The sequence below is a fragment of the Yoonia sp. TsM2_T14_4 genome, from assembly GCF_049602355.1.
Classification (GTDB): Bacteria; Pseudomonadota; Alphaproteobacteria; order Rhodobacterales; family Rhodobacteraceae; genus Yoonia; species Yoonia vestfoldensis_A.
On sequence record NZ_CP187137.1, the window covers coordinates 2,232,406 to 2,257,577 of the forward strand.

Genomic DNA, 25,172 nt, shown 5'->3' on the forward strand with positions numbered 1-25,172 from the left:
CGCAGATGAAAACAACAACCCTGATCATCGGTGGTGGCCTGACGGGCCTTTCTCTTGCCCATCGCCTGCAAATGGCGGGGCAGGATTTTCTGCTTGTCGAGGCCCGCAACCGCTTTGGCGGGCGGATCGTATCCTTGCATCTGGACGGCGAAGGGTTCGATCTGGGGCCGTCTTGGGTCTGGCCCGGGCAGGCGCGGATCGCGGCGCTTTGCGATCTGCTGGATCTGCCTTTGTTTGCCCAGCACGCACAGGGTGCGCAGCTTTACGAACAACCCGACGGGCGCGTGATCCGCGACCAAGGCTTCATGTCGATGGCCGGATCTCTGCGGATTTCGGGCGGCACTGGTGCGCTGGTGGCGGCCCTTGTCGCGCGGCTGGACCCCGCGCGGCTGATCACGGGCGCGGCTGTGCAACAGGTATCGGACAGCGGCGCGAGCTTGCAGGACGGTCGCACCATCATCGCCGACAGGGTGGTGATCGCCATCCCGCCACGGCTGGCCGCAGGGCTGGCCTTTACTCCTGCCCTGCCCGTGGATGTGCAGCAGGCGCTGGCGGCTGTTCCGGTCTGGATGGGCGCCCATGCAAAATGCGTCGCGGTGTACGACACGCCATTCTGGCGCGATGACGCCCTGTCCGGCGATGCCGCCAGCAGGCGAGGCCCCTTGGCCGAAATCCATGATGCCAGCCCCGCGCAAGGCCCGCTTGGCGCCTTGTTCGGGTTTGTCGGTGTGCCGGCAGACCAACGCGCGCAGGTCGATCTGCGCGCGCCGGTGATCGCCCAACTGGTCAACCTGTTTGGGCCGCAGGCCGCCTCACCGCGCAGGTTGCAGATCATGGATTGGTCGCGCGAAACCTTCACCGCCACCCCTGCGGATGCGACGCCACCAGCGGGGCATCCGGCCTATCTGCTGCCAGCGGCCTTGCGACAGGTCGCGCATGACCGGATCATTTTCGCCTGCGCGGAACTGACCACCGACAACGGCGGCCTGATCGAAGGGGCGCTGGCCGCCGCAGAACGGGCGGCGCGGATCATCCTGCCCGCCTAATCATTCCGCAGGGGCCAGCGCCGTGTTCGGCACATCACGTTTGGCGCGCTTTTCGCCCAGCATCAGCATCGCCGGCGTGACCAGCAGGGTCAGCACCGTGGCAAAAACCAGCCCGCCTGCAATCGCGCTGGACAATTCTGTCCACCATTGCGTCGACGGCGCGCCATAGACGATCTCGCGCGTGAAAAAGTTGATGTTCAGGCCAATCACCATCGGCATCAGCCCCAGCGCCGTCGTCACAGACGTCAACACAACGGGCCGCAGACGCTGCGCCCCCGTGCGCAAAGCCGCCTCGAGCGAGGATAGCCCTGCGGCGCGCAATTCGTTGTAGGTGTCAATCAGCACGATGTTGTTGTTCACCACGATCCCCGCCAGCGCGATCACCCCGATCCCGCCCATCACCACACCAAAGGGGCGACCCGTGATCATCAGGCCCAACAGCACCCCCGCGACCGAAAAGACGATCGCCGACATCACGACAAAGGCTTGCCAGAACGAATTGAACTGCGCGAGCAGGATCAGGAACATCAGCCCGATAGCCGACAGGAATGCGCCCGCCAGAAAGATCATGGATTCAGCCTGGTCTTCCGCTTCGCCACCGAATTTGATGCTGACGCTGTCGGGCAGATCAAGCCCTTCGATCGTCGCTTGCAGCGCCAGCGTCTGGTCATTGGGCAGAATGCCAGGGGCTACATCGGCGGAAATTGTCAGCACGCGGGCTTGGTCGATGCGCGTGATCACACCCGACCGCGGGGCCGGATTGAACGACACGAAATTCGAAATCGGCACCAGACCGACCGAGGTGGGCACGCGCAGCGCCTCCAACTCTTCCAGCGTGCGGCTGTCGGCAGGAAAGCGCACCACGATATCAACCTCGCCGTCACCATCCTCTGGCCGGTAAGTGGCGACATTGATCCCGCGCGTCAGCAATTGCACCGCCTGCCCCAGCAGGGCGACATCGGCACCGCTGCGCGCAGCCTCGGACCGGTCAACGCTGATCTGCCATTCCACGCCGGGGCTGGGGCGCGAATCGATGATGTCGATAAACCCGCCAAGCCGGTCCATTTCAGCCAGAACCGCCGCCATGGCGATATTCTGGTCGGCATCATTGGCGCTGAAAATCTCCAGATTGATCGGCTTGCCGCCGCCCGGACCGCCAGATGCGGTCTGCACCTGCACCTCGATCCCTGGAATCTGGGCCATATCGGCGCGGATATCCTCGGCGATCAGGGCGACGGGGCGACGGGTATCCCAATCGGTCAGTTCCAGTTGCAGCGACCCGATGACATCGCCGCTTTCCTGCGATGCGCCGGAATTGGCATAAACGCTGGCGATTTCATCATAAGCGGCGATCCGTGCCTCGACCTGCCGGACCAAGGCGTCTTGTTCGAAGACCGAAAAATTATCCTTGGCGAGGATTTCGACCTGCGCATAATCGGGTTCGACATCAGGAAAAAAGGTCAGGCCATTGCCGAAATGACCATAAGCCACAAAGGATGCGACCAGCGCGATCATCGCAAAGGACAGCGTGGTCCAGGGCCGCAGGATCGACCATTCCAGCACGCGGATATAGCCGCCCATGAAACCCGTCATCTGGCGTGGATCGCCTTTTTCGGCGGCGTAAAGCTGCGCCTTGGCCTTGGCTGTCTGGCCCTGCCGCTTGCCGATCATGCCGCCGACAACAGGGATAAAGATCAGCGCCATGAACAACGACGCCGACAGCGTGACGATCACCGTGATCGGCAGGAATTTCATGAATTCGCCCACGACGCCCGTCCAGAACAACAGCGGAAAGAACACACAAAGCGTGGTCGCGGTCGAGGCGATGATCGGCCAGGCCATGCGTTTGGCCGCGCGGGCATAGGCCAGGCGCGGGCTGTCGCCTTCGTGCAGGTAGCGGTCGGCAAGTTCGACCGTGACAATGGCCCCGTCCACCAGCATCCCCACGACAAGGATCAATGAGAACAGCACGACGATATTCATCGTCAGCCCCATGAAATACAAAGCCGCGACACCCGTCAGGAACGCGCCGGGAATGGCCAGCCCGACCAGCACCGACGACCGCAGGCCCAGCGCATAGACGACAACGATCATCACAAGCATGATCGCCGCGATCACGTTCGCCTCCAGGTCGGACAGCATGGTCTTGACGGTTTCGCTTTCGTCCAGCGTATAGCTGATCTCGACCGTCTCGGGCCAATCGGCGCGCACACGGTCGATGACGCTGCGCACGTCGTCCACCGTGTCGATAATGTTGGCGCCTGCGCGTTTCTTGATCTCCAGCGCCAGCGCGGGCTGGCCGTCGATGCGGGCATAGCCCAAAGGATCCTCGAAGGTGCGGCGGATCGTGGCGACATCGGCAAATGTCACCACGGTCTGGCCGCGCGTGATGATCGGCAGGTCCATCACATCATGCACGTTTTCGATCAGACCCGGCACCTTGAGAACGATGCGCCCCGCCTCGCTTTCGATGGCACCGGCGGCGATCAGCTGGTTGTTGCGCGTGATCGACCCGATCAATTCGTCAAACGACAGATTATAGGTCTCGAACACGGTAGGGTCGATCAGCACCTCAAGCAATTCGTCGCGCTTGCCCGCCACATCCACCTCGAGCACGCCGCCCAGCGCCTCGATCTCGTCCTGCAGATTGTCGGCGATGGCGTTCAGCGTCCGTTCAGGCACCGGCCCGGACAAGATCACCGTCAGGATCGGGAACAGGGCTGTGTTAATCTCGGTCACGGTCAGATTGACGCTGTCGGGCAGGTCGTTTTCGGCACGGTCGGCGGCCTGACGGACATCGTCCAGCGCCTGACCCGCTTCATAGCCCGGCTCGAATTCCAGCTGCACGGTGGCAAACCCTTCGCCCGCTTTTGCGGTCATCGTGCTGAGGCCCGTCAATGACGCGAATTCGGTTTCCATCGGGCGCACCAGCACATCTTCGGAATCCTGCGGCGAAATCCCGTCCAGCGATGTGGATACATAGACAACCGGAATAGTGACCTCGGGGTTGCTTTCCTTGGGGATCGCCAGATAGGCAAAGCCGCCCACCAGCAACAGGAAGGCAAAGACCAGCGTGACAACCTTGCCACGCCCAAAGGCGGCGTCGATCAGCCCGTTCATGGCTGCACCAAGGCAGTCTGGTCCTGCGCCGGCGCGCGCGGTTCAACATGATCGCCCTGATTGACGAAACCCTGACCCACGGTGATGATCCGCGCCTGTTCGGGCAGCCCCGCAATCCAGATACCATCGGTCTGCGCCCGCACGATCTGCACGGTCGAAAACACAACGCGATTATCGGCATCCACAGTCTTGACCCCCAGTTCGCCGTTCGTGCCCAGCGACAAGACCGCAGGCGACACGAAATGCCCACGCGCCTGCCCTGTCGGCATGGATACACGCGCGCTGAGCCCCGCAGGCATCACGCTGTCGGGGTTGTCGACGACGATCTCGACCCGAAAGGTACGGGTCTGCCGGTCGGCATTGGCCCCGATAAAGGCAATGGTGCCTGCCTTTTGCTCGCCAGTGATAAACGACACCTGCGCATCCTGTCCGGTTTGCAGACGCGATAGCGCCTGTTGCGGCACCTGCACGACGACGGTCAGCGGGTCATTGTCCAGCACTTCGGCCACGACCATGCCGTTTTCGACAGATTCGCCGGTATTCACGGTCAGATCATTCAACCGACCGGCAAAGGGGGCGGTCACGATTGTATTGTCCAACTGGTCCTGCGCCGATGTGACGGCAGCCTCGGCTGCGGCGCGGACTGCGCGTGCTTGCGATACGCGGTCTTCGGTCGCGATGCCACGGTCCTGCAAGGCCAAGGCGTTGTCGTAATCGCGCTGCACTTGCGCCAGCTGGGTCTGCGCCTGTAGCAGCTGTGCCTCGGCGATGCTTGCGTCGATACGGGCGATTTCCTGCCCTGCGCTCACCAGATCGCCGCGCGATACGGCAACGCTGGCGATCTGTCCGTCCGCCTTGGCCCGCAGTGTGCCGGCGCGGTCGGGGATAGACTGGCCTTCGGCAGTCAGGACCAGCGGCACGTTCTGTGCGACCGAATCCATCACCGCAACGCTGACAGCACGGTCCGGCGCATCCGCAACGACACCTGCATCGGGGTCAGCAGAGGGCAGGATCACCCCGCTGCCCATCCAGCCGATCAGCGCCAGCGCAAACAGCCCCGCGATCCACTTGGACCGCCCGGCGCCTTTGTCAGTATCGAACTGCAGTTTTCCCGTCTGATCGGGTGGGGTCGCGCCAGCCATCGGTTTTCCTTTTTCGTCCAGCCAGCATAAAGCATCGGCCAAGTCGTGTTTAGGTAGTATGCCTGCGTTCGCGTTACCAGATGCAGCAGGCCAGTTACTGCCATGGCTTCACGGCATGATGATGCCGCGCGGGCCACGCGCGGCCGTCTGGACATTTGCCCAGACCACATGACTAATTCAGCCAACCAACCACAGGAGCCGCCCTTTGCCCGACATCGCTATCAACGACAGCACCGGCGACCTGGCCATCTGCCCTTTAGGGCTGGATGGTGTGCTGGTGCGGTTTTCGCGGGCGCTGTCACCACAAGCCAATGGCGCGGCGCATGCCTTTTGCGATGCGGTCATCGCAGCCGGTCTGCCCGGCGTGACCGAAGTGGCCCCCTCGCTGACATCGGTGCGGGTCGGGTTCGACCCGGCCAAAACCGACCGTCACAACCTGACCCACGCCTTGCGCGATCTGCTGGCGCTGTTGCGCGACGCCGATACCTCGCCGCGTCGCCTGTGGCGCATTCCGGTGGCCTTTGGCCCTGACCACGCCCCGCAACTGGCCGAAGCGGCAAAGTTTGCAGGGCTGACCCCCGATCTGGCCGTCGCGCAGATCACGGCACTGCAATTGCGCGTTCTGGCCATCGGTTTTGCGCCCGGTCAGCCCTATCTGGGGATGATGCCGCCGCATTGGGACATCCCGCGCCAATCCGAGCTAACGCCAAAGGTCCCACGCAGCGCGCTGGTCACGGCGGTACGCCAGTTGATCATCTTTGCCGCCGATACACCCACCGGCTGGCGGCAGATCGGGCAAAGCGCCTTTTCGGTCTGGCGGCCTGACCGCGACAGACCCTTCGCGCTGGACCCGGGCGACGCGGTGCAATTCGTGGCCGTGTCCGACGATACCCTGCGCGACCTGCAAGCCAATCCCGACAGCAACGGCGGCGCAACCTGCGAGGTGTTGCGCTGATGCCGGTGTTAACGGTTCATAGCGCGGGTCCCGGTGTCACGGTCCAAGACCTTGGCCGCCCGGGTTGGACCGCGCAGGGCCTGTCGCGCGGCGGTGCCGCTGACAGGCTGGCCCTGCTGGAAGCGGCGGCATTGCTGGATCACGACACGGGGCTGGCGGTTCTTGAAATGGCGGGGTTCGGCGGGGTGTTCAGCACCGACCGTCCCCTGCGCATCGCCCTGACCGGCGCGCTGATGCAGGCCAGCATCGACGGCGTGCCAGTGCCACCAAACACCAGCCAGCTGTTAGCGGCGGGTGCGAAACTGACCATCGGCGGCGCGCGGGCGGGTGTTTACGGCTATCTCGCCTTTGCGGGTGGGATCGTGACCACGCCTGTCATGGGCAGCCGTGCCGCGCATCTGACCGCTGGGCTGGGGCGGGCGCTGGTGGCGGATGACATCCTGCCCTTGGGTGGCGATCCTGCGCCGGATACGCCGCCCAGGCGGCTGGATAGCACCGACAGGTACAGTGGCGGCCTGATCCGCCTGATGCCCGGCCCGCAGACAGACCTGTTCGACGACGCCACGCTGGCACGGTTCCTGTCCACGTCCTTTCGCCGCGATCCGCGCGGCAACCGGCAGGGCGTGCGGCTGGACCATGACGGCGCGCCCTTCGGGGTGGCCAGCGGGCTGAGCATCACATCGGACCTGATCGTGGCGGGTGATGTGCAACTGACCGGCGACGGCGTGCCTTATGTGCTGCTTGCAGAATGTCAGACCATCGGGGGGTATCCGCGCATCGGCACCGTCATCCCCGCCGATCTGGCGCGCGCAGCACAGGCAGCCCCCGGCACGGTGCTGCAATTCACCCTGCTGGATATCGCGCAGGCCGATGCGACCGCGCAATCGGATGCTGACCTGCTGCGCACCCTGCGGCAGGCCTGCCAACCCCTGATCCGCGATCCGCATGACATCGCCGATCTGTTGCGCTACCAACTTGTCAGCGGGGTGACCGCGGGCGACGATCTGGAACAGGACGGTGATGGCACTCAAGGTTGATCTGAACGCTGACATGGGCGAAAGTTTCGGCGCCTGGACGATGGGGGATGACGCAGCATTGCTCGATATCGTCACCTCGGCCAATGTGGCCTGCGGGTTTCACGCAGGCGATCCCGATGTGATGGACCGCACGATGCGGCAGGCCATCGCATGCGGTGTGGGACTGGGTGCGCATCCGGGTTTTGCCGATCTCAAAGGGTTTGGGCGGCACAACCTGCCGATCCCTGCGGCGGAAATCGCCAATGCCGTTGCCTATCAACTGGGTGCAGCGCAAGCGATGGCGCGGCGCGCGGGCGGACGGATCCGACATCTCAAACTGCACGGCGCACTTGCCAATATGGCCTCGGTCGATGCTGGGCTGGCAAAGGCATGTTATCAGGCCGCGCTCGACGTTGATCCCGATCTGGTGATCATGGTGCTGGCCGCGACCGCGCAGGAAAGTGCCGCGCGTGAACTGGGCTGTCATTGGGCGGGCGAGATTTTCGCCGACCGCGCCTATAACGACGATGCCACGCTGGTTGATCGCCGTCTGCCGGGGGCGGTGCTGCATGATCCGGCGGCGGTCGGGCCGCGCATCCTTGCGATGTTGCAGGCGGGGGCGATCATCGCGGACAGCGGCAAACACCTGCCCTGCCGGATCGACACGATCTGCCTGCACGGCGACACGCCGGGCGCTGTTGCCATCGCGCGCGGCTTGCGCGATCACCTGACGCAGGCGGGGATCACGCTTGCCGCCTTTTGAAACGGAGCCTGCCATGACCAACTATTATGCCCCCACAGGCGGCCTGCCACCGCAAACCGACCTGCTGACAGGGCGCGCGGTGTTCACCACCGCCTATGCTGTGATCCCCAAGGGGGTGATGACCGATATCGTCACCAGCAACCTGCCGTTCTGGGACAAGACCCGCGCCTGGGTGCTGGCACGGCCCTTGTCGGGGTTTGCCGAAACCTTCAGCCAGTATATCATGGAGGTCGCGGCAGGCGGCGGCAGCATGCGGCCCGAGACGGACAAAGCCGCGCAAGGCGTGATCTTCGTGGTCAAAGGCGGCTTTACCCTGACCATCGCGGGGGTGGATCACGCGATGCGCGAGGGCAGCTATGCCTATCTGCCTGCGGGCTGCGACTGGCAGCTGCGCAACAGCACCGATGCGCCCGCGACGTTCCACTGGGTCCGCAAAACCTATCGCGCGGTCGATGGCATTGCGGCACCAGAGGCTTTCGTCACGGACGAGACAGCCGCAACCACCATCGCCATGCCCGACACCAACGGCGCATGGGCCACGACCCGTTTCGTGGACCCCGCCGACATGCGCCACGACATGCATGTGAACATCGTAACACTCCAGCCCGGTGGCGTGATCCCCTTTGCCGAAACCCATGTGATGGAACACGGGCTTTATGTGCTGCAAGGCAAGGCGGTTTATCGGCTGAACCAGGATTGGGTCGAGGTCGAGGCAGGCGATTTCATGTGGCTGCGCGCGTTCTGCCCGCAGGCCTGTTATGCAGGCGGGCCGGGGCCTTTCCGCTATCTGCTTTATAAGGATGTGAACCGGCATATGCCGCTTTAAGAACTTTTATGCCTCCGGTGGGGATCACGGTGAATTGTGCAACAATTCATCGCGCCCGCAAGATGGGGGGAGTGGCGCGAAATCCGTCAGGGATCGTGTCGATCCCATCGAGCAGCAGATCAGCCATGACCTGCCCGCCTTTGGGCGCCATGCCGAAACCGATCTTGAATCCACCATTGGCGATATACTCCCCCGCCCGCGTCGGGTGATGGCCCAGCACCGGCGCGCGGCTGGGCGCGCGGGGCCGCACCCCGGCCCAGCGGGCGATGACTTCGGCCCCTTGCAGGACCGGAAAGGCGGCGATGGCCCGCGCGATCACGTCATCAAGGCCCGCATCGGTGCTGGAAGGATCAGTGAAATCACGCTCTGATGTAGAGCCGATGGCGACGGTGCCGTCCAGATGCGGGATGATATGCAGCGCGTCTGCAAAGAGTTGCGGGCTGCCTGCCGCATCAAGACGTAGAAGCGCTGCCTGCCCTTTCACGCCGTTGCCGCCGATGTCTTGCATCCCCGTCCAACCTGTGGCCCAGACGACCTTGCCCTGTGCCACACCTTGGGGCTGGATGCTGCCGCCCAAGGCGGTAACCGCATCGGCCAAAGCATGCGTTGCACGGCGGGGATGGACCAGCGCAGACAGCGTGTCGCGCACCACGTAACCGCTGGGCGAAGGCGGCATCCACGGTGCATCCGTGACAGGTTCGACCTGCCATGTCGCCAGCCCCTGCCACAGATTGGCTGCAGATATCGCCCGCGCGCGCGCCAGCGCCACGGCGTTTTCATCTGCCAGGGGCTGCAATCGCCCGCTACGGGCATAGCCGGTTTCGGCCCCCGTCAATCCGGCGACATCCGCCCAGAACGTTTCGGCCATGATCAGGCTGTCGAATTGAAACGCCTTTTTGTCGTTCCACTGTTCGGGGACATGCGGGGCAAGCGCCCCGACCAGCCCGCCGCTGGCCCCTGCCGCCACACCCGCAGGGTCGATCACCTGCACTTTCGCGCCGCGCCGCGCGCAGGCATAGGCGACCGACAGGCCAAACACCCCCGCCCCCATCACCGTGATATCAGCAATTGCCATTCCGCGCCCCAATGCCCAAAGATGCCCCAGACCTAAGGCAGACAGGCATGACAGACCAGACAGCAAAACTCGATTGGCGGGATGGCGTGCCGATTGCGCGGGATTTCGACGACCCTTATTTTTCGTTCGATGATGGTCTGGCCGAAACGCGGCATGTATTTCTGGACGGCAACGACCTGCCGGCGCGGTTTGATGGCGATTTGCGGATCGGCGAACTGGGCTTTGGCACGGGGCTGAACCTGCTGGTCACATGGGACGCCTGGGTGCAGGCGGGCAAGCGCGGCAGGCTGGATTTCACATCATTCGAGGCTTTCCCGATGGCACAGGCGGATATGGCGACGGCGCTTGCGCATTTCCCGACGCTGGCAGGCTATGGCGCAAAGTTGCTGGAGACTTGGACGGCGGGCGCGGGCCGCGTCGTGTTGGACGACACAATGACGCTGCAGGTCATCATCGGTGATGCACGCCAGACGCTGCCCGATTGGCAAGGGGCGGCGGATATCTGGTATCTGGACGGGTTTTCCCCCGCCAAGAACCCCGAGCTTTGGGAACCCGCGCTGCTGCAGGCGGTGGCGGCGCATACAAGCGTGGGTGGGACGGCAGCGACTTATAGCGCGGCAGGGCATATCCGCCGCGCATTGGCCGAGACCGGGTTTACCGTCACTCGCCACCCCGGATACGGACGCAAGCGGCACATGACCCGCGCAAGGATGCAAAATGCAGACGAATACTAGGCTCGGGATCATGCTGATGATCCTCACGACCTTCATCTTCGCGATCCAGGACGGGATTTCGCAGCATCTTGCGGTGAACAACAACGTCGTGATGATCGTGATGATCCGCTACTGGTTCTTTGCCGCTTTCGTGATCGCCATCGCCCGGCGGCAATCGGGGTCGATCCGGGCGGCGGCACGCACGAAACAACCCTTGTTGCAGATCGCGCGCGGCACGTTGCTGGCGCTGGAAATCTGCGTCATGGTCACGGCCTTCGTCTATCTGGGGCTGGTGGAAAGCCATGCGATCTTTGCCTGCTATCCGCTGCTGATCGCGGCGCTGTCCGGCCCTGTGCTGGGCGAGGCTGTGGGCTGGCGGCGCTGGGTCGCAATCGGGATCGGTTTTGTGGGCGTGCTGGTGATCTTGCAACCGGGCTTTGCGGTATTTTCGCCTGCTGCCGCGATCCCGCTGGCCTCGGCCTTCATGTTCGCACTCTACGGCCTGCTCACGCGCTATGCGGCACGGCTCGACAATACGACGACATCTTTTTTCTGGACCGGCACATCGGGGGCTGTGGTGATGACCGTGGTTGGCGTCTGGTTCTGGGAACCGATGTCGGCAGCAGACTGGCGCTGGATGATCACCTTGTGCATCACGGGGGTGACGGCGCACTGGCTGCTGATCAAGACCTATGAGGTCGCCGAGGCAAGCGCGGTCCAACCCTTCGCCTATCTGCAACTGGTCTTCGCCAGCGTCATCGGCGTCGGCCTGCTGGGCGAGACGATCCGCCCCAACGTCGCCATCGGTGCCGCCATCGTCGTCGGTGCGGGGCTGTTCACGCTCTGGCGCGCCCGCCAGAAAGCCACATCGTTAGAGTAAAAATATCCCCGCCGGAGGCATAAAAGTTCTTAATCCCGCACCGGCCGCGCCACCGGCCGCAACACCGGTTTCTGCCCGATCAGCAGCGCCGTGAACCGCACAGGCCCCGCCTGCCCGGTCAGCCGCGCCTGATAGACCGGCAGGCTTTCGGTGACGCGTTGGACGTAATTGCGGGTCTCGACAAAGGGGATATGTTCGATCCAGTCCACCACATCCATCTGCCGCAGGCGCGGATCACCGCGTTCGCGTATCCATGCGCGCGGGCGGCTGGGGCCTGCGTTATAGCCTGCGGCGATCATCACGGGGCTGGGGCCGAATTCATCCTGCAGATAGGCCAAATAGGCCGCCCCCAAGGTCGCATTATACGGCCAGTCGCTGGTCAGCCGCGCGCGGGAATAGGGCAGGTTCAGCCAGCCTGCGACCTCCTGCGCCGTGGCGGGCATGACCTGCATCAGGCCCAGCGCACCCACGGGGCTGGCGATACCGGTGTTGAATTCGCTTTCGCGCCGCGCGATCGACAGGGCAAGGGCGGGATCAACAGGCAAATCCATCTGCGCCAGATCATGCACGGGGTAATAGATTTCAGGTAAGACAATGCCACGCGTCGCGGCGGTCTTGCCCAGCAGAAGGGCATAATAATCCTCGCCGATAGACGACAGATAAGCCCCCACCGCGCGCAGGGCGTCAGGCTCCAGCCGTTCACCCAAGGCGGCGAAAAAGGTCACTGCAGCCCCGCGTTCGCCCCCTTCGAGCAAGATCAGCGCGGCGCGGGTCAGGTCATCGTCGAACACGGCAGCCCCCTGCCATGCGACATCCGCCCCGACCAAGGCTGCATCCAGCGGCTGGCCTGTCCGTTCCGAGGCCAAGAGGCCATAGAACGTCGTCTGGTGGTCCGCCGCGCGCGCATAGGCGGCCGCGGCAAGGTCTGTATTGCCCTTCACATCCTGCGCACGTCCGATCCAATAATGCATCCGCGCCACCGAAATCGGGCCGGATACACGCGCCGCTGCCTTGTCGAAATGCATCAGCGCCTGCACCGGATCGCCCTGATAGATCAGCGCGATATAGCCCGCCAGCCATTCAAGATCGGCAAAAGCCTCGCCTTCGGTCAGGAAATGATTTGCGGCCAACGCATAAGCCAGTTCGGCGCGCCCCTCGCGCATGTGCCAGCGCGCCAGTACCTGCCGGTAGCCCGACCAGCGGAAGGGTTCCTGCAAGGCGGCAGGGCTGGTCGATTGCGCGCGCAGCACATCGGTTGCCTCGGTCCAGTCACCACGCGCCGCCAGCCAGCTGTAGCGGGCATAATGCAGGCCGGGGGTGTCGCGCAGCGCCGCTGGCACGGCAGTGAACAACGGCAGCATGTTGTCGGTGCCGGTGGCATAGCCGATGCGCGCGGCGGTCAGAGCGCGCTGATCTGCGGGCAGCACCGGCAGCAGGCGCACGGCATCGCTGGTGCGCCCGCGCCACAGCAGCGCATCCGCGCGGGCGGCGTGATGGGGGGCAAGCCTGTCCGCAAAGCTGGCCATCATCACGGCATGGCCGTCTTCGTCCAGCCCCAGCGTCAGCCATGCGGTGCGCAAGGCGGTTTCGGCCGCCTCGACCTGACCTGTGGCAGTCAGGGCCGCGACCAGCCGGACAACACCCGCGCCGGTCGCGGGGGGTGCCGCGTCGAACCACGCGATGACTTTCTGCGGGTCGGCGTCCGCGGGGATCACCGCCTCGGCAGCGCGGCGCAGCTGGGACAGGCCCGGCCAGCCGGGGTGGTCTGCGACAAAGGCAAGGTAATCCGCGAAATCGGCGTCACCCGCGCGCAAGCGCAGCCATGTCAGCACATCGCGCGCCACCGGATCGGTGTCTGCTGCCAGCAGATAGGCTGCGTTCCAATCATCACCCGCCAGCGCCACGGCGGCAACGGCGCGCTGGTCCACAGGCTGCGCCACAGCCGGCATGGCCGCGACGAACGATAAAAGGCAGACTGCCAAAAGACGCATCAGGATCACCGCTCTTGTTTGTTTTTTGGCAGGGTAAAGCAGCCAAGCGCCAAGGCAACTGACAAACTTGGCAACAGGCGCAAAGGCGTCTAGGGTCCGCGCGATTTCGCCAAGACGGGAATCGTCCCGCACACAAGGAAACGTCGCATGTTCAAGGGTTCCATTCCCGCGCTGGTCACACCGTTTGCAAACGGTCAGGTGGATGTCGCGACGCTGAAAAAATTGGTGAACTGGCATGTGGAGCAGGGCAGCCACGGGTTGGTCCCTGTCGGCACCACCGGCGAAAGCCCGACGCTGACCCATGAAGAACATGACATGGTCGTGCAAATCGTCGTGCAAGAGGCCGCAGGCCGTATCCCCGTGATCGCCGGTGCCGGATCGAATAATACGATCGAAACCGTGCGTCTGGTGCAGGCCGCCCAAAAAGCCGGTGCCGATGCCGCGCTTGTCGTCACCCCCTATTACAACAAACCGACGCAAGCCGGATTGATCGCCCATTTCACCGCTGCTGCCGATTGTGGCCTGCCGGTAATCATCTACAATATTCCAGGCCGGTCCGCCGTGGATATGATGCCCGACACGATGGGCGAGTTGGCGCGCCACCCGATGATCATCGGGGTCAAGGATGCGACCGGCGATCTGGCCCGCGTGCCCAAGCAGCGGCTGCGCTGCGGGGCTGATTTCATGCAATTGTCGGGCGAAGATGCGACGGCCCTTGGTTTCAACGCGCATGGCGGGGTGGGCTGCATTTCGGTCACCGCCAATGTCGCACCAGCACTTTGTGCCGCGTTTCAGCAAAGCACATTGGCAGGCGATTATGCCAAGGCTCTGACGCAATTGGACCGCCTGATGCCGCTGCACGAGGCGATCTTTACCGAACCGGGGGTTGCAGGGGCCAAATACGGCATGTCGCTTTTGGGGCTTTGCAGCGAGGATGTCCGCAGCCCACTGACCGCGCTGACAGATGCCACCAAGGCCAAGATGCGCGCCGCGATGGTGCATGCGGGCTTGCTGAGCTGAGGCCAAGCGCCTATCTGGGGCAGATGTCCAAAAAGACCGAAAAGACGAATTACAAGGTCGTCGCCGAGAACCGGCGCGCGCGCTATGATTTTGCCATCGAGGATGATATCGAAGTCGGGATCATCCTGACCGGGTCCGAGGTGAAATCCTTGCGCGTCGGTCAGTCGAATATCGCCGACAGCTATGCCTCTGTCGATGATGGTGAATTGTGGCTGACCAATGCCTATATCGCGCCCTATGAGCGCGCGATGTTCAGCCACGAGGAACGGCGCAAGCGCAAGCTTTTGGTCAGCCGCAAGGAATTGTCCCGCCTGTGGAACGCCACCAAGCGCGAAGGCATGACGCTGGTGCCGCTGGTGTTGTATTTCAACGATCGCGGGTTGGTGAAGCTGAAGATCGCCACCGCCAAGGGCAAAAAGAACCACGACAAACGCGCGACCGAAGCCGCCCGCGACTGGGGCCGTCAGAAACAGCGGCTTTTGCGGCAGGGGGAGTAAGGGGCGCTGCCCCTCGGGCCTGACCGGCCCTCACCCCGGAGTATTTTTGGAAAAAAGAAGCTGCTGTCTGTCACGCGATATCTGGTGCCTTGTTTCCATATCCCCTGCGCGATAGTGACGGGGTAATTGACCAAAGGGCAATGCGATGACCAATATGGTGCCAGATGATCCCAAAACGCTTGTCAGCACTGACTGGCTGGCCGCGCATCTGAAAGACCCCGACCTGCGGCTTCTGGATGCGAGCTGGTATCTGCCCGATGCGGGCCGGTCCGGGCTGGCGGAATATGAGGTCGGCCATATCCCCGGTGCGCGGTTCTTTGATATCGACGAGATCAGCGATCTACGCTCGGAACTGCCGCATATGGCACCCCCAGTCGAGAAATTCATGTCGCGGATGCGCGCGATGGGTGTGGGCGATGGTCATCAGGTCGTGGTCTATGACGGGGCGGGGCTGTTTTCGGCCGCACGCGTCTGGTGGCTGTTCCGGCTGATGGGCCATGATGCTGTCGCGGTGCTGGATGGTGGCCTGCCCAAATGGCTGGCCGAGGGCAAGACCGTCACCACCGCCCCGCCTGTCATCCGCGACCGCCACATGACCGTGCAGCGGCGCGCGCAGATGCTGCGCGATGTGACCGATGTCGCGCGCGCGGCCAAGCTGGGTGATCACGCGATCATCGATGCCCGCGCTCCGGCACGGTTTCGTGGCGAAGTGCCTGAACCCCGTGCGGGGCTGCGCTCGGGCCATATTCCGGGATCGCGCAACGTGTTTTATCAGGACTTGCTGGATGGCGATGGCACGATGAAACCGCCTGCCGCCCTGCGCGCCGTTTTCACCGATGCTGGCGTCGATCTGAGCAAGCCTGCGATAACGACCTGCGGGTCGGGGGTCACGGCGGCTGTGCTGTCGCTGGCCCTTGAACGGATCGGCAAGACCGATCACGCACTTTACGATGGCTCTTGGTCCGAATGGGGCATGTATGCCGATCTTCCACTTGCAACCGGAGCCGCCTGATGCTGCACAATCTGCACCCGCAACCCGCCGACAAGATCCTCATGCTGATGGCCGAATACCGCGCCGATCCGCGCACCGATAAAATCGACCTTGGCGTCGGCGTTTACAAGGACGCGACCGGCAATACGCCGGTGATGCGCGCGGTCAAAGAGGCTGAGCGCCGGATTTTGGCGGATCAGACGACCAAGGCCTATACCGGGCTGGCCGGTGATCCCGCCTTTGGCGCGGCGATCCGCGATCTGGTGTTGGGCGACAGTATCGCGGCAGACCGCGTGGCCTGTGTCGCAACCCCCGGCGGCACAGGTGCGATCCGGCAGGCGCTGGAGCTGATCCGCATGGCATCGCCCGATGCCACCGTCTGGCTGTCGAACCCGACATGGCCGAACCATCCGTCGATCATCAAGTATCTTGGCATGAAAATGGCCGAATACCGCTATTTCGACAACGCCACGCGCGGTGTGGATTTCGATGGGCTGATGGCCGATCTGGGCGCGCTCAAGGCAGGCGATGTTGTGCTGCTGCACGGCTGCTGCCACAATCCGACGGGGGCAAACCTGACGGCAGAGCAGATGGCGCAGGTCATCGCCTTGATGCAGGACCGTGGTGCTGTGCCGTTCGTCGATATCGCCTATCAGGGCTTTGGCGACGGGCTGGAGGCGGATGCGCAGATCACCCGCCAGATCGCAGCCGGTTTCGACAATTGCCTGATTGCCGCTAGTTGTTCCAAGAACTTCGGCATCTACCGTGAACGCACCGGCGCGCTGATGGCGATTGCCAAGGATGCCAACCAGCATGCGCTCGCGCAACAGAACCTGAATTTTCTGAACCGGCAGAACTATTCCTTTCCGCCCGATCACGGCGCGCGGGTCGTCACCACGATCCTGACCGACCCCGCCCTGCGTGCCGAGTGGGAGGCGGAACTGGAAGAAACACGCCTGTCCATGCTGGGGCTGCGCCAGCAATTGGCCGATGAATTGAAACGCCTGACCAATACCGACCGTTTCGATTTCCTTGCCCATCATCGCGGGATGTTCAGCCGGTTGGGCGCGACGCCCGATCAAGTCGCCGCGATGCGCGCAGCGCATGGGATCTACATGGTGGGTGACAGCCGGTTCAATGTCGCAGGCCTGAATGCGCACAGCGTGCCGGTACTGGCGCAGGCGATTGTGACCGCAGGGGTTTGAACCCGAACCGATGACAGGCGCGCAACCGCAATGCTGCGGTTGCAAACGCCTCTTGTGACCCGCGGCGCAATATAATACCCAACGGGAAACCCGTTGCGCAATTTTGCTACCCAAAGGATCGCCATGTCATTCCGTCTGCAACCTGCCCCGCCCGCCCGTCCGAACCGGTGCCAGTTGTTTGGACCCGGTTCGAACACCAAGCTTTTTGCAAAAATGGCGGCCTCTGCGGCGGATGTGATCAACCTTGATCTGGAAGATAGTGTGGCACCTTCCGACAAGGACAGCGCGCGGGCCAATGTGATCGAGGCGATCAATACGGTGGATTGGGGCAGCAAGACGCTGTCCGTGCGGATCAACGGGCTGGACACACCCTATTGGTACCGCGATGTCGTGGATGTGCTGGAACAGGCGGGCGACAGGCTGGACCAGATCATGATTCCCAAGGTCGGCTGTGCCGCAGATGTCTATGCCGTGGATGCGCTGGTCACCGCGATTGAACGCGCCAAGGGCCGCACTAAGCCGATCAGTTTCGAGGTCATCATCGAATCGGCCGCCGGTATCGCCCATGTGGAGGAAATCGCTGCGTCTTCGCCGCGCATGGCGGCCATGTCGCTGGGCGCTGCGGATTTCGCGGCCTCGATGGGGATGCAGACCACCGGCATTGGCGGGACGCAAGAAAATTACTACATGCTGCATGGCGACACACGGCACTATGCCGACCCCTGGCATTGGGCGCAGACGGCGATTGTTGCGGCCTGCCGGACGCATGGCGTGTTGCCCGTCGATGGTCCGTTTGGCGATTTCAGTGATGACGAAGGCTATCGCGCGCAGGCGCGCCGGTCGGCCACATTGGGTATGGTCGGCAAATGGGCGATCCACCCCAAGCAGATCGCCCTTGCCAACGAGGTATTCACCCCCTCCGATGCCGCCGTGTCCGAGGCGCGCGAGATTTTGGCCGCGATGGAACAGGCCAAGGCCCGTGGCGAAGGCGCGACCGTGTACAAGGGTCGCCTTGTGGACATCGCCTCGATCAAGCAAGCCGAGGTGATCGTGCGCCAATCAGAGATGATCAGCGGCGCGTAATGCGCCCGTGCCGTTGCCAACGCATCAGGGTTGCGCCATAACACCGTGACTTTCAGTAATGAGGCGCGCGATCTAATGACCCTTTACCTCGACTTTGAAAAACCGCTCGCCGAGATTGAAGGCAAGGCCGAAGAACTGCGCGCCATGGCGCGGGACAATCCCGAAATGGATGTCGCGAAAGAGGCGGCAGCGCTGGACAAGAAAGCGGGCGAATTACTGACCTCGCTGTACGCCAACCTTGCGCCCTGGCGCAAATGCCAGGTGGCGCGCCACCCCGAACGGCCGCATTGCATTGATTATATCGCGGCTTTGTTCACCGAATTCACGCCACTGGCAGGCGACCGGAATTTCGCCGACGACCATTCCGTCATGGGTGGCATGGCGCGGTTCAACGACATGCCTGTAATGGTCATCGGCCATGAAAAGGGCAATGACACCAAATCGCGCATCGCGCGCAATTTCGGCATGGCCCGCCCCGAAGGTTATCGCAAGGCGATCCGCCTGATGGATCTGGCCGACCGGTTCGGCCTGCCGGTCATCACGCTGGTGGACACCCCCGGCGCCTATCCCGGCAAAGGTGCCGAAGAACGTGGCCAGTCCGAAGCGATTGCCCGATCCACGGAAAAATGTTTGGCGCTGAAGGTGCCGTTGATCAGCGTGATCATCGGCGAAGGCGGGTCAGGCGGGGCTGTCGCCTTTGCTTCGGCCAACCGTGTCGCGATGTTGGAACATTCGGTCTATTCGGTGATCAGCCCCGAAGGCTGCGCCTCGATCCTGTGGAAAGATTCCGAAAAGATGCGCGAAGCCGCCGAAGCCCTGCGCCTGACGGCCAAGGACCTGCAAGAGCTGGGCATCTGCGACAAAATCATCGCCGAGCCCAAGGGCGGCGCGCATCGTGATCCTGACTTTGCCGTGAACGCCGTGGGCGAGGCGCTGAAATCCATGCTGGCCGAATTGGGCGGCAAATCCGGTGACAAGCTGCGCAAGGACCGCCGCGACAAATACCTCGCCCTTGGCAGCAAGGGGCTGGCGGCCTAAAGGCCGCGCAGCGGAAATCTCGCCTCGGCAGCCAGCTTGTCGGATGCGGTTTCAACCGCAGTTTCCAGCCTGCGCATGAAATCCGCAATTTCCAGCCCCGGTGCGATCCGGGGCAGGAATTCGAACACCGCCGTGCCTTGATGGCGATACACACCGCGCTTGGGCCAGAACACACCGACATTGGTCGCGACCGGCACGACGGGCTGACCCAGTTCACGGTAAAGCGCCCCTGTCCCGATCTTGTAGGGCGCCTTGACCCCGGGCGCGATGCGCGTGCCTTGGGGATAGATGATCAGCTGGCCGGGCAGTGCGCGGCCTGCCTGCACATCAGCAAGCATCTGTTTGATCGCCTGCCCGCGCTTGCCACGATCAACGGGGATGCAGCCAATCCGCAGGCCGAACTGGCCAATCACAGGCGCATACTTCAGGATCGCCTTAAAGATAAATTTGCCGCGCGGCATCGCACCATAGATCATCAGCACATCCAGAAACGACTGATGCTTGGGGGCGACCATCACCTCATCCGTCGGGGGGGTGCCACGGATTTCGACCTTCAGCCCGATCATCCAGCCCGCTGTCCAGCGGACCCAGCGGCAATAAGCATGGCAGCCGGCAATGGCACCTTCGCGCGACCAGACCGCGGCAGGCAGATACAGGATGCCAACGACCAGCATCGCCACATACATCTGCGCATTGAACAGCAACGACCGCAGCCATTGGATTGCGTAACTCATGTCTGATCCTTCAACCGGCGCGACGCGGCCATACGGGTTGCCGCAAAGGCGACGATAGCCGACAAGACCGGAATCGCCAGCGGCCAAATCCAGTCCAGCCCGATGAAACCGAAATGCGTGATTGTACCACTGACCACGTCAGCCACTGGCATGGATTGCAAGACCAAGAGCGCAAGCCCTGTCCCGACAGCCGCCCCCAACCCCGCCCGCAGCGTGAACCGGCGCACAAAGGCCCGCGCGATATAATCGTCCCGCGCACCGACCAGCCGCAACACGCGGATGATCTGCGCATTGGCGGCCAGCGCAGCATAGGCCGCCAGCGTGATCATCGCCGCCATCACCGCCCCGATCAGCGCCAGCACGCTCCACCCCAGCAGGCGCAGCCGCTGTGCGGCCGCAAGCAAGGGTTCGCGCCACGCGCCGTGATCATCCAGCACAGCACCCGGCACCTCAGCCTGCAGGCGCGCGCGCAGGCCGGCAACGTCATAGCCGGTGTCATCGGGCAAAATCTCGATCAATTGTGGCAACGGCAAGGATTCCACCGGAATATCCGGCCCGAACCACGGGGCCAACAAGGTGCGCTGTTCATCCGCATCCAGCACGCGGGCCGAGGCGACGCCGGTCGTTGTCTGCAAGACGTTGACGGCAGCGCGCAATGCCGCGTTCGTCTGGTCCAGATCGGCGGGCAAGCGCAGGGTCGCGGATTGCGCCAGATCGTCGGCCCAGCTGTCGGCCAGCCTTCCGGCTGTCAGCGACAGAGCCAGCGCAAAGACTGCCAGAAACGCCATCGCCCCCGCGACAAAGACCGTCAGCCGCGCGGAAACGCCAGTTGACGGCACGGCCCCATCGGCCAGCGGATCACCGATGATGAAAGCAAGGATCGTTTTCACAAATCTGCCCCCGCCTGCATCAACTGCCCGCCCGTCAGACGCAACACGCGTGCGTTGACATCGGCCTTGACCGACCGGATCATCGCCAGATCATGGGTGGCGATCAGGATCGTCTTGCCCATCCGGTTCAGCTCGATCAGCAGCGACAGCAGCCGCTGCGACATCTCCCAATCCACGTTGCCGGTGGGTTCATCGGCAATCACCACGTCAGGCGACATGATGACCGCACGCGCCAGTGCGGCGCGCTGCCTTTCGCCGCCCGACAATTCCGGCGGGCGCTGCCCGGCTTGCGGCCCAAGGCTGACCCAGGCCAGCAATTCGGCCAGATTGTTCTGCGCTTCTGCGATCCGGTCAGCGACGGTCAGCGGCAGAGCAATATTTTCTGCAATCGACAGATGATCAAGGAATTGGCAATCCTGATGCACAACCCCGATCCGGCGGCGGACCATCGCCACCTCGTCGCGCGTCAGATTGCCGGCATCCTGCCCGAACAGCCGGACTTTGCCGCTATTTGCGCGCAGATCGGCATAGCACAGCCGCAACAGCGTGGTTTTCCCGGCCCCCGACGGGCCTGTCAGAAAATGAAACGACCCCGGCACAAGTTTTAGCGATAGCCCTGAAAACAGCGCCGTTCTGCCATATCCATACGATACGTTGTCGAGTTCTATCACGATCTGTCCTTTGCCTGCCGTCGATGTATTGCCCAAAACCATGCCAAGGTTCAATGATCACCACGATGGGTCTTGCGCAAATCCTTGCGTTTGGTGGCCTCATCGCTAGATTGACGCGGGTCACAACACCAAACCGAAGCGGCCGGATCAGAGGATAGAGTAGAATGCGTTTGAGTTGTCCTAGCTGCGGCGCGAAATATGATGTTGCTGATGACGTGATCCCCGAAGGCGGGCGCGACGTGCAATGTTCGAACTGCAATCACAGCTGGTTCCATATTGAAAAGACATCGGCGCCTGCGCCAACGGTCGCACCTGCGGCACAGCAGGCACGCAAACCGATTGATCCTGCGGTCAGCGATATCCTGCGCCAAGAGGCGGCCCGCGAAAAGCAACTGCGCACATCAGGCACCAAGACGCCGCGCCAGACCCAAGAAGATAAAACGCCCAAACCAGCCCCCGATGCCGAAGAAACCCGTCGCCGGATTGCCGAGATGACCGAAGCTGCGGGTGATGGCAGCACAGCGCCTGCACCCAAACCTGTCAAAGCCAGCCGTGTGACAGCGGCCAGCCCCGCACCTGAACGGCCAAGCGCCATCGCCCCGGACCCATCCAAAGACCCCGATACCACCCCGCGTGACATGCCCAGCATGAACGATATCAACACCAGCCTGCGCACGCGCGCGCAAGCGCCAGAGCCTGAACTGACCCCCTCCGAACAGGCCGAAGCCATCACGCGGCGCGGATTTCGGCGTGGCTTTGTCTTTGTGCTGGTGATCTTTGCGGTTCTTTTTGGGCCTTATGTCTTTGCCGATCAAATCACGACGAGCATCCCGCAGACCACAGATGCGATGGCAAGCTATGTCACTATGGTTGATGGATGGCGCCTGACGCTGAACCAGACGGCGGGCGCAGTGGGTGACATGATCGCAGACGTCACCGCAGGCCCCAACAGCCAGCCGGATCAGAACTGACCCAGCAGCCGCCGCAGGTAATCGCGTTCTACCTCGGGGCGGTCCTGTTCGGATGACCGGCGGCGGATTTCATCAAGCAATTCTGCCGCGCGGCGGTTGATATCCAGCCCGCCCAAAAGGTTCTGATCGGTGCCCATCTGGCCAGTCGTACCGGTGTCACGGCCCAGCGGGTCGCGCTGACCGGGCTCTGCTCGCCCCGCCGCCTGCCCCTGTTCGCCTTGTGCGTCGGACTGGTCTTCGGCCATGGCCTGCCCCAAGGCGCGCATCCCGTTGCGCAGCGCATCCAGCGCCTCGGCCTGCTGGTCGATTGCGCCGGACAGATCACCACCGCGCAAAGCATCTTCGGCACCTTCCATCGCACCTTCGGCACGGTCGAGCGAATCGCGCGCCGCCTCGCCGGCATCGCCGGACAGGTTGGGCAAGCCATCGCGCTGGCGCTGCAATTCCTGCCGCAGCGCCTGCTGGCGCTGGTCAAGGCTTTGCTGGTTACCGCCGGACCCTTGCCCGCCTTCGCCCTGTTGGCCACCTTGGCCTTGCTGGCCATCCTGCTGGCCGCCCTCGCCTGGCTGTTGTCCGGGCTGTTGTCCGGGCTGTTCGCCTTGCTGGCCCTGATTGAAACCTTCCTGAAGCTCGCGGAACGCATCGTCGGACAGGTCCTGCTGGTCGCGCAGGGTTTCGGCCAGATCCTGCATCGATTGCTGGCCGGGCGTCGATGGGCCATCGCCCCCCTCGCCCTGCGTGACGCGCATGTTTTCCATCAGGCGGTTCAGCTCTTCCATCAGGGCCTGTGCTTCTTCCATCCGGCCTTGCTGCATCAGTTCTTCGATCCGGTCCATCATGGCTTGCAGATCGTTCATCGACATTTCCATGCTGTTTTCGCTGTTGTCGGCCTGATCGGTGCCATCGCCCGGTTCAGCCTGTTCGGCCAGCATGCGCATGTAATCATTCGTCGCTTCACGCAATTCCTGCATCAATTCCGCGATCTCGGCGTCCGATGCGCCGTTGCGCATCGCCTGTTCCAGCCGTTCCTGCGCGCGGCGCAGTCGTTCGCGGGCATCCGCAAGGCGGCCATCCTCCAACTGGATCGCCAGATCCCACAGGGCTGTCACAATCTCGGCCTGTGCGGCATCGTCCATGCCGACAAGCGCGATATTGTCCATGCGCCGGATGATCGTGCGCAGACGCAGATACATGGTTTCAGAGGTCAAGATATCCTCGGGGCGGTGTGACAGCGCGCGCAGGATCTGCCCCACGCGCCGCGCATTGCCCCGCGACCACATCAGGTCACGGCGCTGTTCGATAACGGCGCGCGCGAAGGGCTGAAAAAATCGCCGCCCCGGCAGGATCAGGGGTTCCGGCGCGGTCGTTGTGGTCTGGCCTGCCGCATCCGTCACCGCCAGCTGCAGCGTGACCGGCAGATTGGCCAAGGGATGCTCGCTCAGGTTTTCGACAAGGAAAGCATCGAATACCGACCGATCGCCGGTGAACGGCATCGGCAGGTCCAGAACAAGCGGGTCGATCGGATCAGGGTCCACCGTCAGCCCATAGGCGCGGTCCACCGCCACCAGATCCAGCGTGATCGTCGCGGTGCCGCTTTCGATGCCATAATCATCAGTGGCGCGGAACGGTTGTGACATCTCGCCCATCGCGTCAGCCGTGATCGGGTCGGTCAGCGTCACGAAAGGTGGCTCATCCGCCATCGCCGTCACCTGCCAGCGCCGCCCGTTTTCACCATCCAGCGCCAAGGTGCCAGAATAGACGATGTCGAATTGCTGCTGGCCATCGGCAAGAGCTGTCGCCTGTTCCCCACGGCCAGAGACGTCTTCGATCAGGCTCAACCCGCCATCATCACCATAGATCCGCAACGTGACCTTGCTGCCCGCAGGCACGCGCAGCAGCCCTGCGGGGATATCGTTGAGGTATAATGACGGACGGCCCGTGTAGGCCGGCGGTTCGACCCAGCCTTCCCAGATCGGGCCTGAGGCCATCGTCGCAGACGGACCCGTGACCATATCCCCCACGGATGCGACCCGCAGAAACGACCCGAACAACAGGGCGGTGACAAAGAACAAAACCGCGATGAACCGCAGCCCGTAAGGGTCACGATCTGCGACCCGCAGGTCCGGTTCGACCGCACGGGCGGATTTCGTGCGTTCGGCCATGCGCGCGACATGCGCCTGCCAGACAGCGATGGATGCCGGATCGGATGCCCCGATGGCCTGCACATCCGCCACAGCCGCAATCGGACGGCCGGGCATGGCCGCATCGACGCGGGCCAGCGCCGCGGCCATTGTCGGCATCCGGAAACGGCGCAAGCCCCACAGCAGCGCGGCCAGAAACGCCACGCTACCGGCGCCAGCAAAGGCCCAGACAGCCCCGATCGGCAGCAAATCCTGCCAGCCCATCATCAATGGCGCGAGACACACAAACCCGATGGTCCAGACCGGCCAGAAACAGCGCACCGCATTTTCCGCCGCCATCCCGATCCGCGTCAGGCGGACAGGCAGGCGCAGGTGGCGCATCTGGTCGGGGATTTGTGTCAGCG

Annotated in this window: 22 protein-coding genes; 14 read left to right on the forward strand and 8 right to left on the reverse strand. The window is 63.3% G+C overall.

The features are described 5' to 3' along the window. The first annotated feature begins 5 nt into the window (after nucleotides 1–5). Entirely contained in the window at nucleotides 6–1,046 is a 1,041-nt protein-coding gene (locus ACPF9B_RS11035) for a flavin monoamine oxidase family protein (RefSeq protein WP_424177387.1), read from the forward strand. Here ACPF9B_RS11035 and ACPF9B_RS11040 read toward each other — a convergent pair whose 3' ends face one another. Beyond that, a complete protein-coding gene (locus ACPF9B_RS11040; protein ID WP_424177389.1) occupies nucleotides 1,047–4,166 on the reverse strand; it encodes an efflux RND transporter permease subunit in 3,120 nt (1,039 codons plus the stop codon). Next, the gene (locus ACPF9B_RS11045; protein ID WP_424177391.1) at nucleotides 4,163–5,308 is read right to left on the reverse strand and encodes an efflux RND transporter periplasmic adaptor subunit; all 1,146 of its coding nucleotides are present in this window, start codon (nucleotides 5,306–5,308) and stop codon (nucleotides 4,163–4,165) included. Before ACPF9B_RS11045 ends, ACPF9B_RS11040 begins: the two co-directional genes overlap by 4 nt. 205 nt (nucleotides 5,309–5,513) lie before the next feature. On the opposite strand from ACPF9B_RS11045, the gene ACPF9B_RS11050 reads away from it, so the two are divergent. From ACPF9B_RS11050 to ACPF9B_RS11065, 4 genes are read left to right on the forward strand one after another with little or no spacing between them, the layout of a single operon-like run. Then, on the forward strand, nucleotides 5,514–6,263 hold the full coding sequence (locus ACPF9B_RS11050; RefSeq protein ID WP_424177393.1) for a 5-oxoprolinase subunit B family protein: 750 nt from the start codon (nucleotides 5,514–5,516) through the stop codon (nucleotides 6,261–6,263). Further along, nucleotides 6,263–7,300, forward strand: a complete 1,038-nt coding sequence (locus ACPF9B_RS11055; protein WP_424177395.1) for a biotin-dependent carboxyltransferase family protein — start codon at nucleotides 6,263–6,265, stop codon at nucleotides 7,298–7,300. Before ACPF9B_RS11050 ends, ACPF9B_RS11055 begins: the two co-directional genes overlap by 1 nt. Next, nucleotides 7,284–8,042, forward strand: coding sequence for a LamB/YcsF family protein (locus tag ACPF9B_RS11060; RefSeq protein WP_424177397.1), 759 nt, complete (start codon nucleotides 7,284–7,286; stop codon nucleotides 8,040–8,042). Before ACPF9B_RS11055 ends, ACPF9B_RS11060 begins: the two co-directional genes overlap by 17 nt. Nucleotides 8,043–8,055: 13 nt before the next feature. Further along, nucleotides 8,056–8,868, forward strand: coding sequence for a bifunctional allantoicase/(S)-ureidoglycine aminohydrolase (locus ACPF9B_RS11065; RefSeq protein WP_424177399.1), 813 nt, complete (start codon nucleotides 8,056–8,058; stop codon nucleotides 8,866–8,868). A 46-nt stretch (nucleotides 8,869–8,914) separates the two neighbouring features. Here ACPF9B_RS11065 and ACPF9B_RS11070 read toward each other — a convergent pair whose 3' ends face one another. After that, nucleotides 8,915–9,943 (reverse strand): NAD(P)/FAD-dependent oxidoreductase, encoded by a 1,029-nt coding sequence (locus ACPF9B_RS11070; RefSeq protein WP_424177401.1) that lies wholly within the window; start codon nucleotides 9,941–9,943, stop codon nucleotides 8,915–8,917. A 47-nt stretch (nucleotides 9,944–9,990) separates the two neighbouring features. Here ACPF9B_RS11070 and mnmD point away from each other — a divergent pair, with 47 nt between their 5' ends. Then, nucleotides 9,991–10,677 carry a tRNA (5-methylaminomethyl-2-thiouridine)(34)-methyltransferase MnmD gene (mnmD, locus tag ACPF9B_RS11075; RefSeq protein ID WP_424177403.1) on the forward strand — a complete coding sequence of 229 codons (687 nt, stop codon included), beginning with the start codon at nucleotides 9,991–9,993 and terminating at the stop codon, nucleotides 10,675–10,677. Further along, entirely contained in the window at nucleotides 10,661–11,536 is an 876-nt protein-coding gene (locus ACPF9B_RS11080; protein WP_424177405.1) for a DMT family transporter, read from the forward strand. Before mnmD ends, ACPF9B_RS11080 begins: the two co-directional genes overlap by 17 nt. Nucleotides 11,537–11,565: 29 nt before the next feature. Here the strand turns inward: ACPF9B_RS11080 and ACPF9B_RS11085 are convergent, their stop codons facing one another. Further along, complete coding sequence (locus tag ACPF9B_RS11085; protein ID WP_424177407.1) at nucleotides 11,566–13,527, reverse strand: transglycosylase SLT domain-containing protein; 1,962 nt, start codon at nucleotides 13,525–13,527, stop codon at nucleotides 11,566–11,568. A 147-nt stretch (nucleotides 13,528–13,674) separates the two neighbouring features. Here ACPF9B_RS11085 and dapA point away from each other — a divergent pair, with 147 nt between their 5' ends. The 6 genes from dapA to ACPF9B_RS11115 all read left to right on the forward strand — a co-directional run bounded on the left by dapA (nucleotide 13,675) and on the right by ACPF9B_RS11115 (nucleotide 19,361). Then, the gene (gene dapA, locus ACPF9B_RS11090; RefSeq protein ID WP_007206820.1) at nucleotides 13,675–14,547 is read left to right on the forward strand and encodes a 4-hydroxy-tetrahydrodipicolinate synthase; all 873 of its coding nucleotides are present in this window, start codon (nucleotides 13,675–13,677) and stop codon (nucleotides 14,545–14,547) included. 23 nt (nucleotides 14,548–14,570) lie between these two features. Further along, entirely contained in the window at nucleotides 14,571–15,044 is a 474-nt protein-coding gene (gene smpB, locus ACPF9B_RS11095; RefSeq protein ID WP_007206819.1) for an SsrA-binding protein SmpB, read from the forward strand. 145 nt (nucleotides 15,045–15,189) lie between these two features. Beyond that, entirely contained in the window at nucleotides 15,190–16,056 is an 867-nt protein-coding gene (sseA, locus tag ACPF9B_RS11100) for a 3-mercaptopyruvate sulfurtransferase (protein WP_007206818.1), read from the forward strand. Continuing rightward, entirely contained in the window at nucleotides 16,056–17,240 is a 1,185-nt protein-coding gene (locus ACPF9B_RS11105; protein WP_424177411.1) for an aromatic amino acid transaminase, read from the forward strand. The genes sseA and ACPF9B_RS11105 overlap by 1 nt, the downstream gene beginning before the upstream one ends. A gap of 123 nt (nucleotides 17,241–17,363) precedes the next feature. After that, on the forward strand, nucleotides 17,364–18,323 hold the full coding sequence (locus ACPF9B_RS11110) for an L-malyl-CoA/beta-methylmalyl-CoA lyase (RefSeq protein WP_424177413.1): 960 nt from the start codon (nucleotides 17,364–17,366) through the stop codon (nucleotides 18,321–18,323). Nucleotides 18,324–18,398: 75 nt separating this feature from the next. Then, nucleotides 18,399–19,361, forward strand: coding sequence for an acetyl-CoA carboxylase carboxyltransferase subunit alpha (locus ACPF9B_RS11115; protein WP_007206815.1), 963 nt, complete (start codon nucleotides 18,399–18,401; stop codon nucleotides 19,359–19,361). Here ACPF9B_RS11115 and ACPF9B_RS11120 read toward each other — a convergent pair. The 3 genes from ACPF9B_RS11120 to ACPF9B_RS11130 are packed head-to-tail and all read right to left on the reverse strand — an operon-like array spanning nucleotide 19,358 to nucleotide 21,656. After that, nucleotides 19,358–20,095 (reverse strand): lysophospholipid acyltransferase family protein, encoded by a 738-nt coding sequence (locus tag ACPF9B_RS11120; RefSeq protein ID WP_007206814.1) that lies wholly within the window; start codon nucleotides 20,093–20,095, stop codon nucleotides 19,358–19,360. The two genes, ACPF9B_RS11115 and ACPF9B_RS11120, sit on opposite strands and share 4 nt — an antisense overlap. After that, a complete protein-coding gene (locus tag ACPF9B_RS11125; RefSeq protein ID WP_007206813.1) occupies nucleotides 20,092–20,985 on the reverse strand; it encodes a cell division protein FtsX in 894 nt (297 codons plus the stop codon). Before ACPF9B_RS11125 ends, ACPF9B_RS11120 begins: the two co-directional genes overlap by 4 nt. Further along, nucleotides 20,982–21,656 carry a cell division ATP-binding protein FtsE gene (locus ACPF9B_RS11130; RefSeq protein ID WP_040483325.1) on the reverse strand — a complete coding sequence of 225 codons (675 nt, stop codon included), beginning with the start codon at nucleotides 21,654–21,656 and terminating at the stop codon, nucleotides 20,982–20,984. Before ACPF9B_RS11130 ends, ACPF9B_RS11125 begins: the two co-directional genes overlap by 4 nt. Nucleotides 21,657–21,820: 164 nt before the next feature. On the opposite strand from ACPF9B_RS11130, the gene ACPF9B_RS11135 reads away from it, so the two are divergent. Next, complete coding sequence (locus tag ACPF9B_RS11135) at nucleotides 21,821–22,627, forward strand: zinc-ribbon domain-containing protein (RefSeq protein ID WP_424177417.1); 807 nt, start codon at nucleotides 21,821–21,823, stop codon at nucleotides 22,625–22,627. Here ACPF9B_RS11135 and ACPF9B_RS11140 read toward each other — a convergent pair. Further along, on the reverse strand, nucleotides 22,618–25,149 hold the full coding sequence (locus ACPF9B_RS11140; RefSeq protein ID WP_424177419.1) for a TIGR02302 family protein: 2,532 nt from the start codon (nucleotides 25,147–25,149) through the stop codon (nucleotides 22,618–22,620). The genes ACPF9B_RS11135 and ACPF9B_RS11140 overlap by 10 nt on opposite strands. Nucleotides 25,150–25,172: the final 23 nt, after the last annotated feature.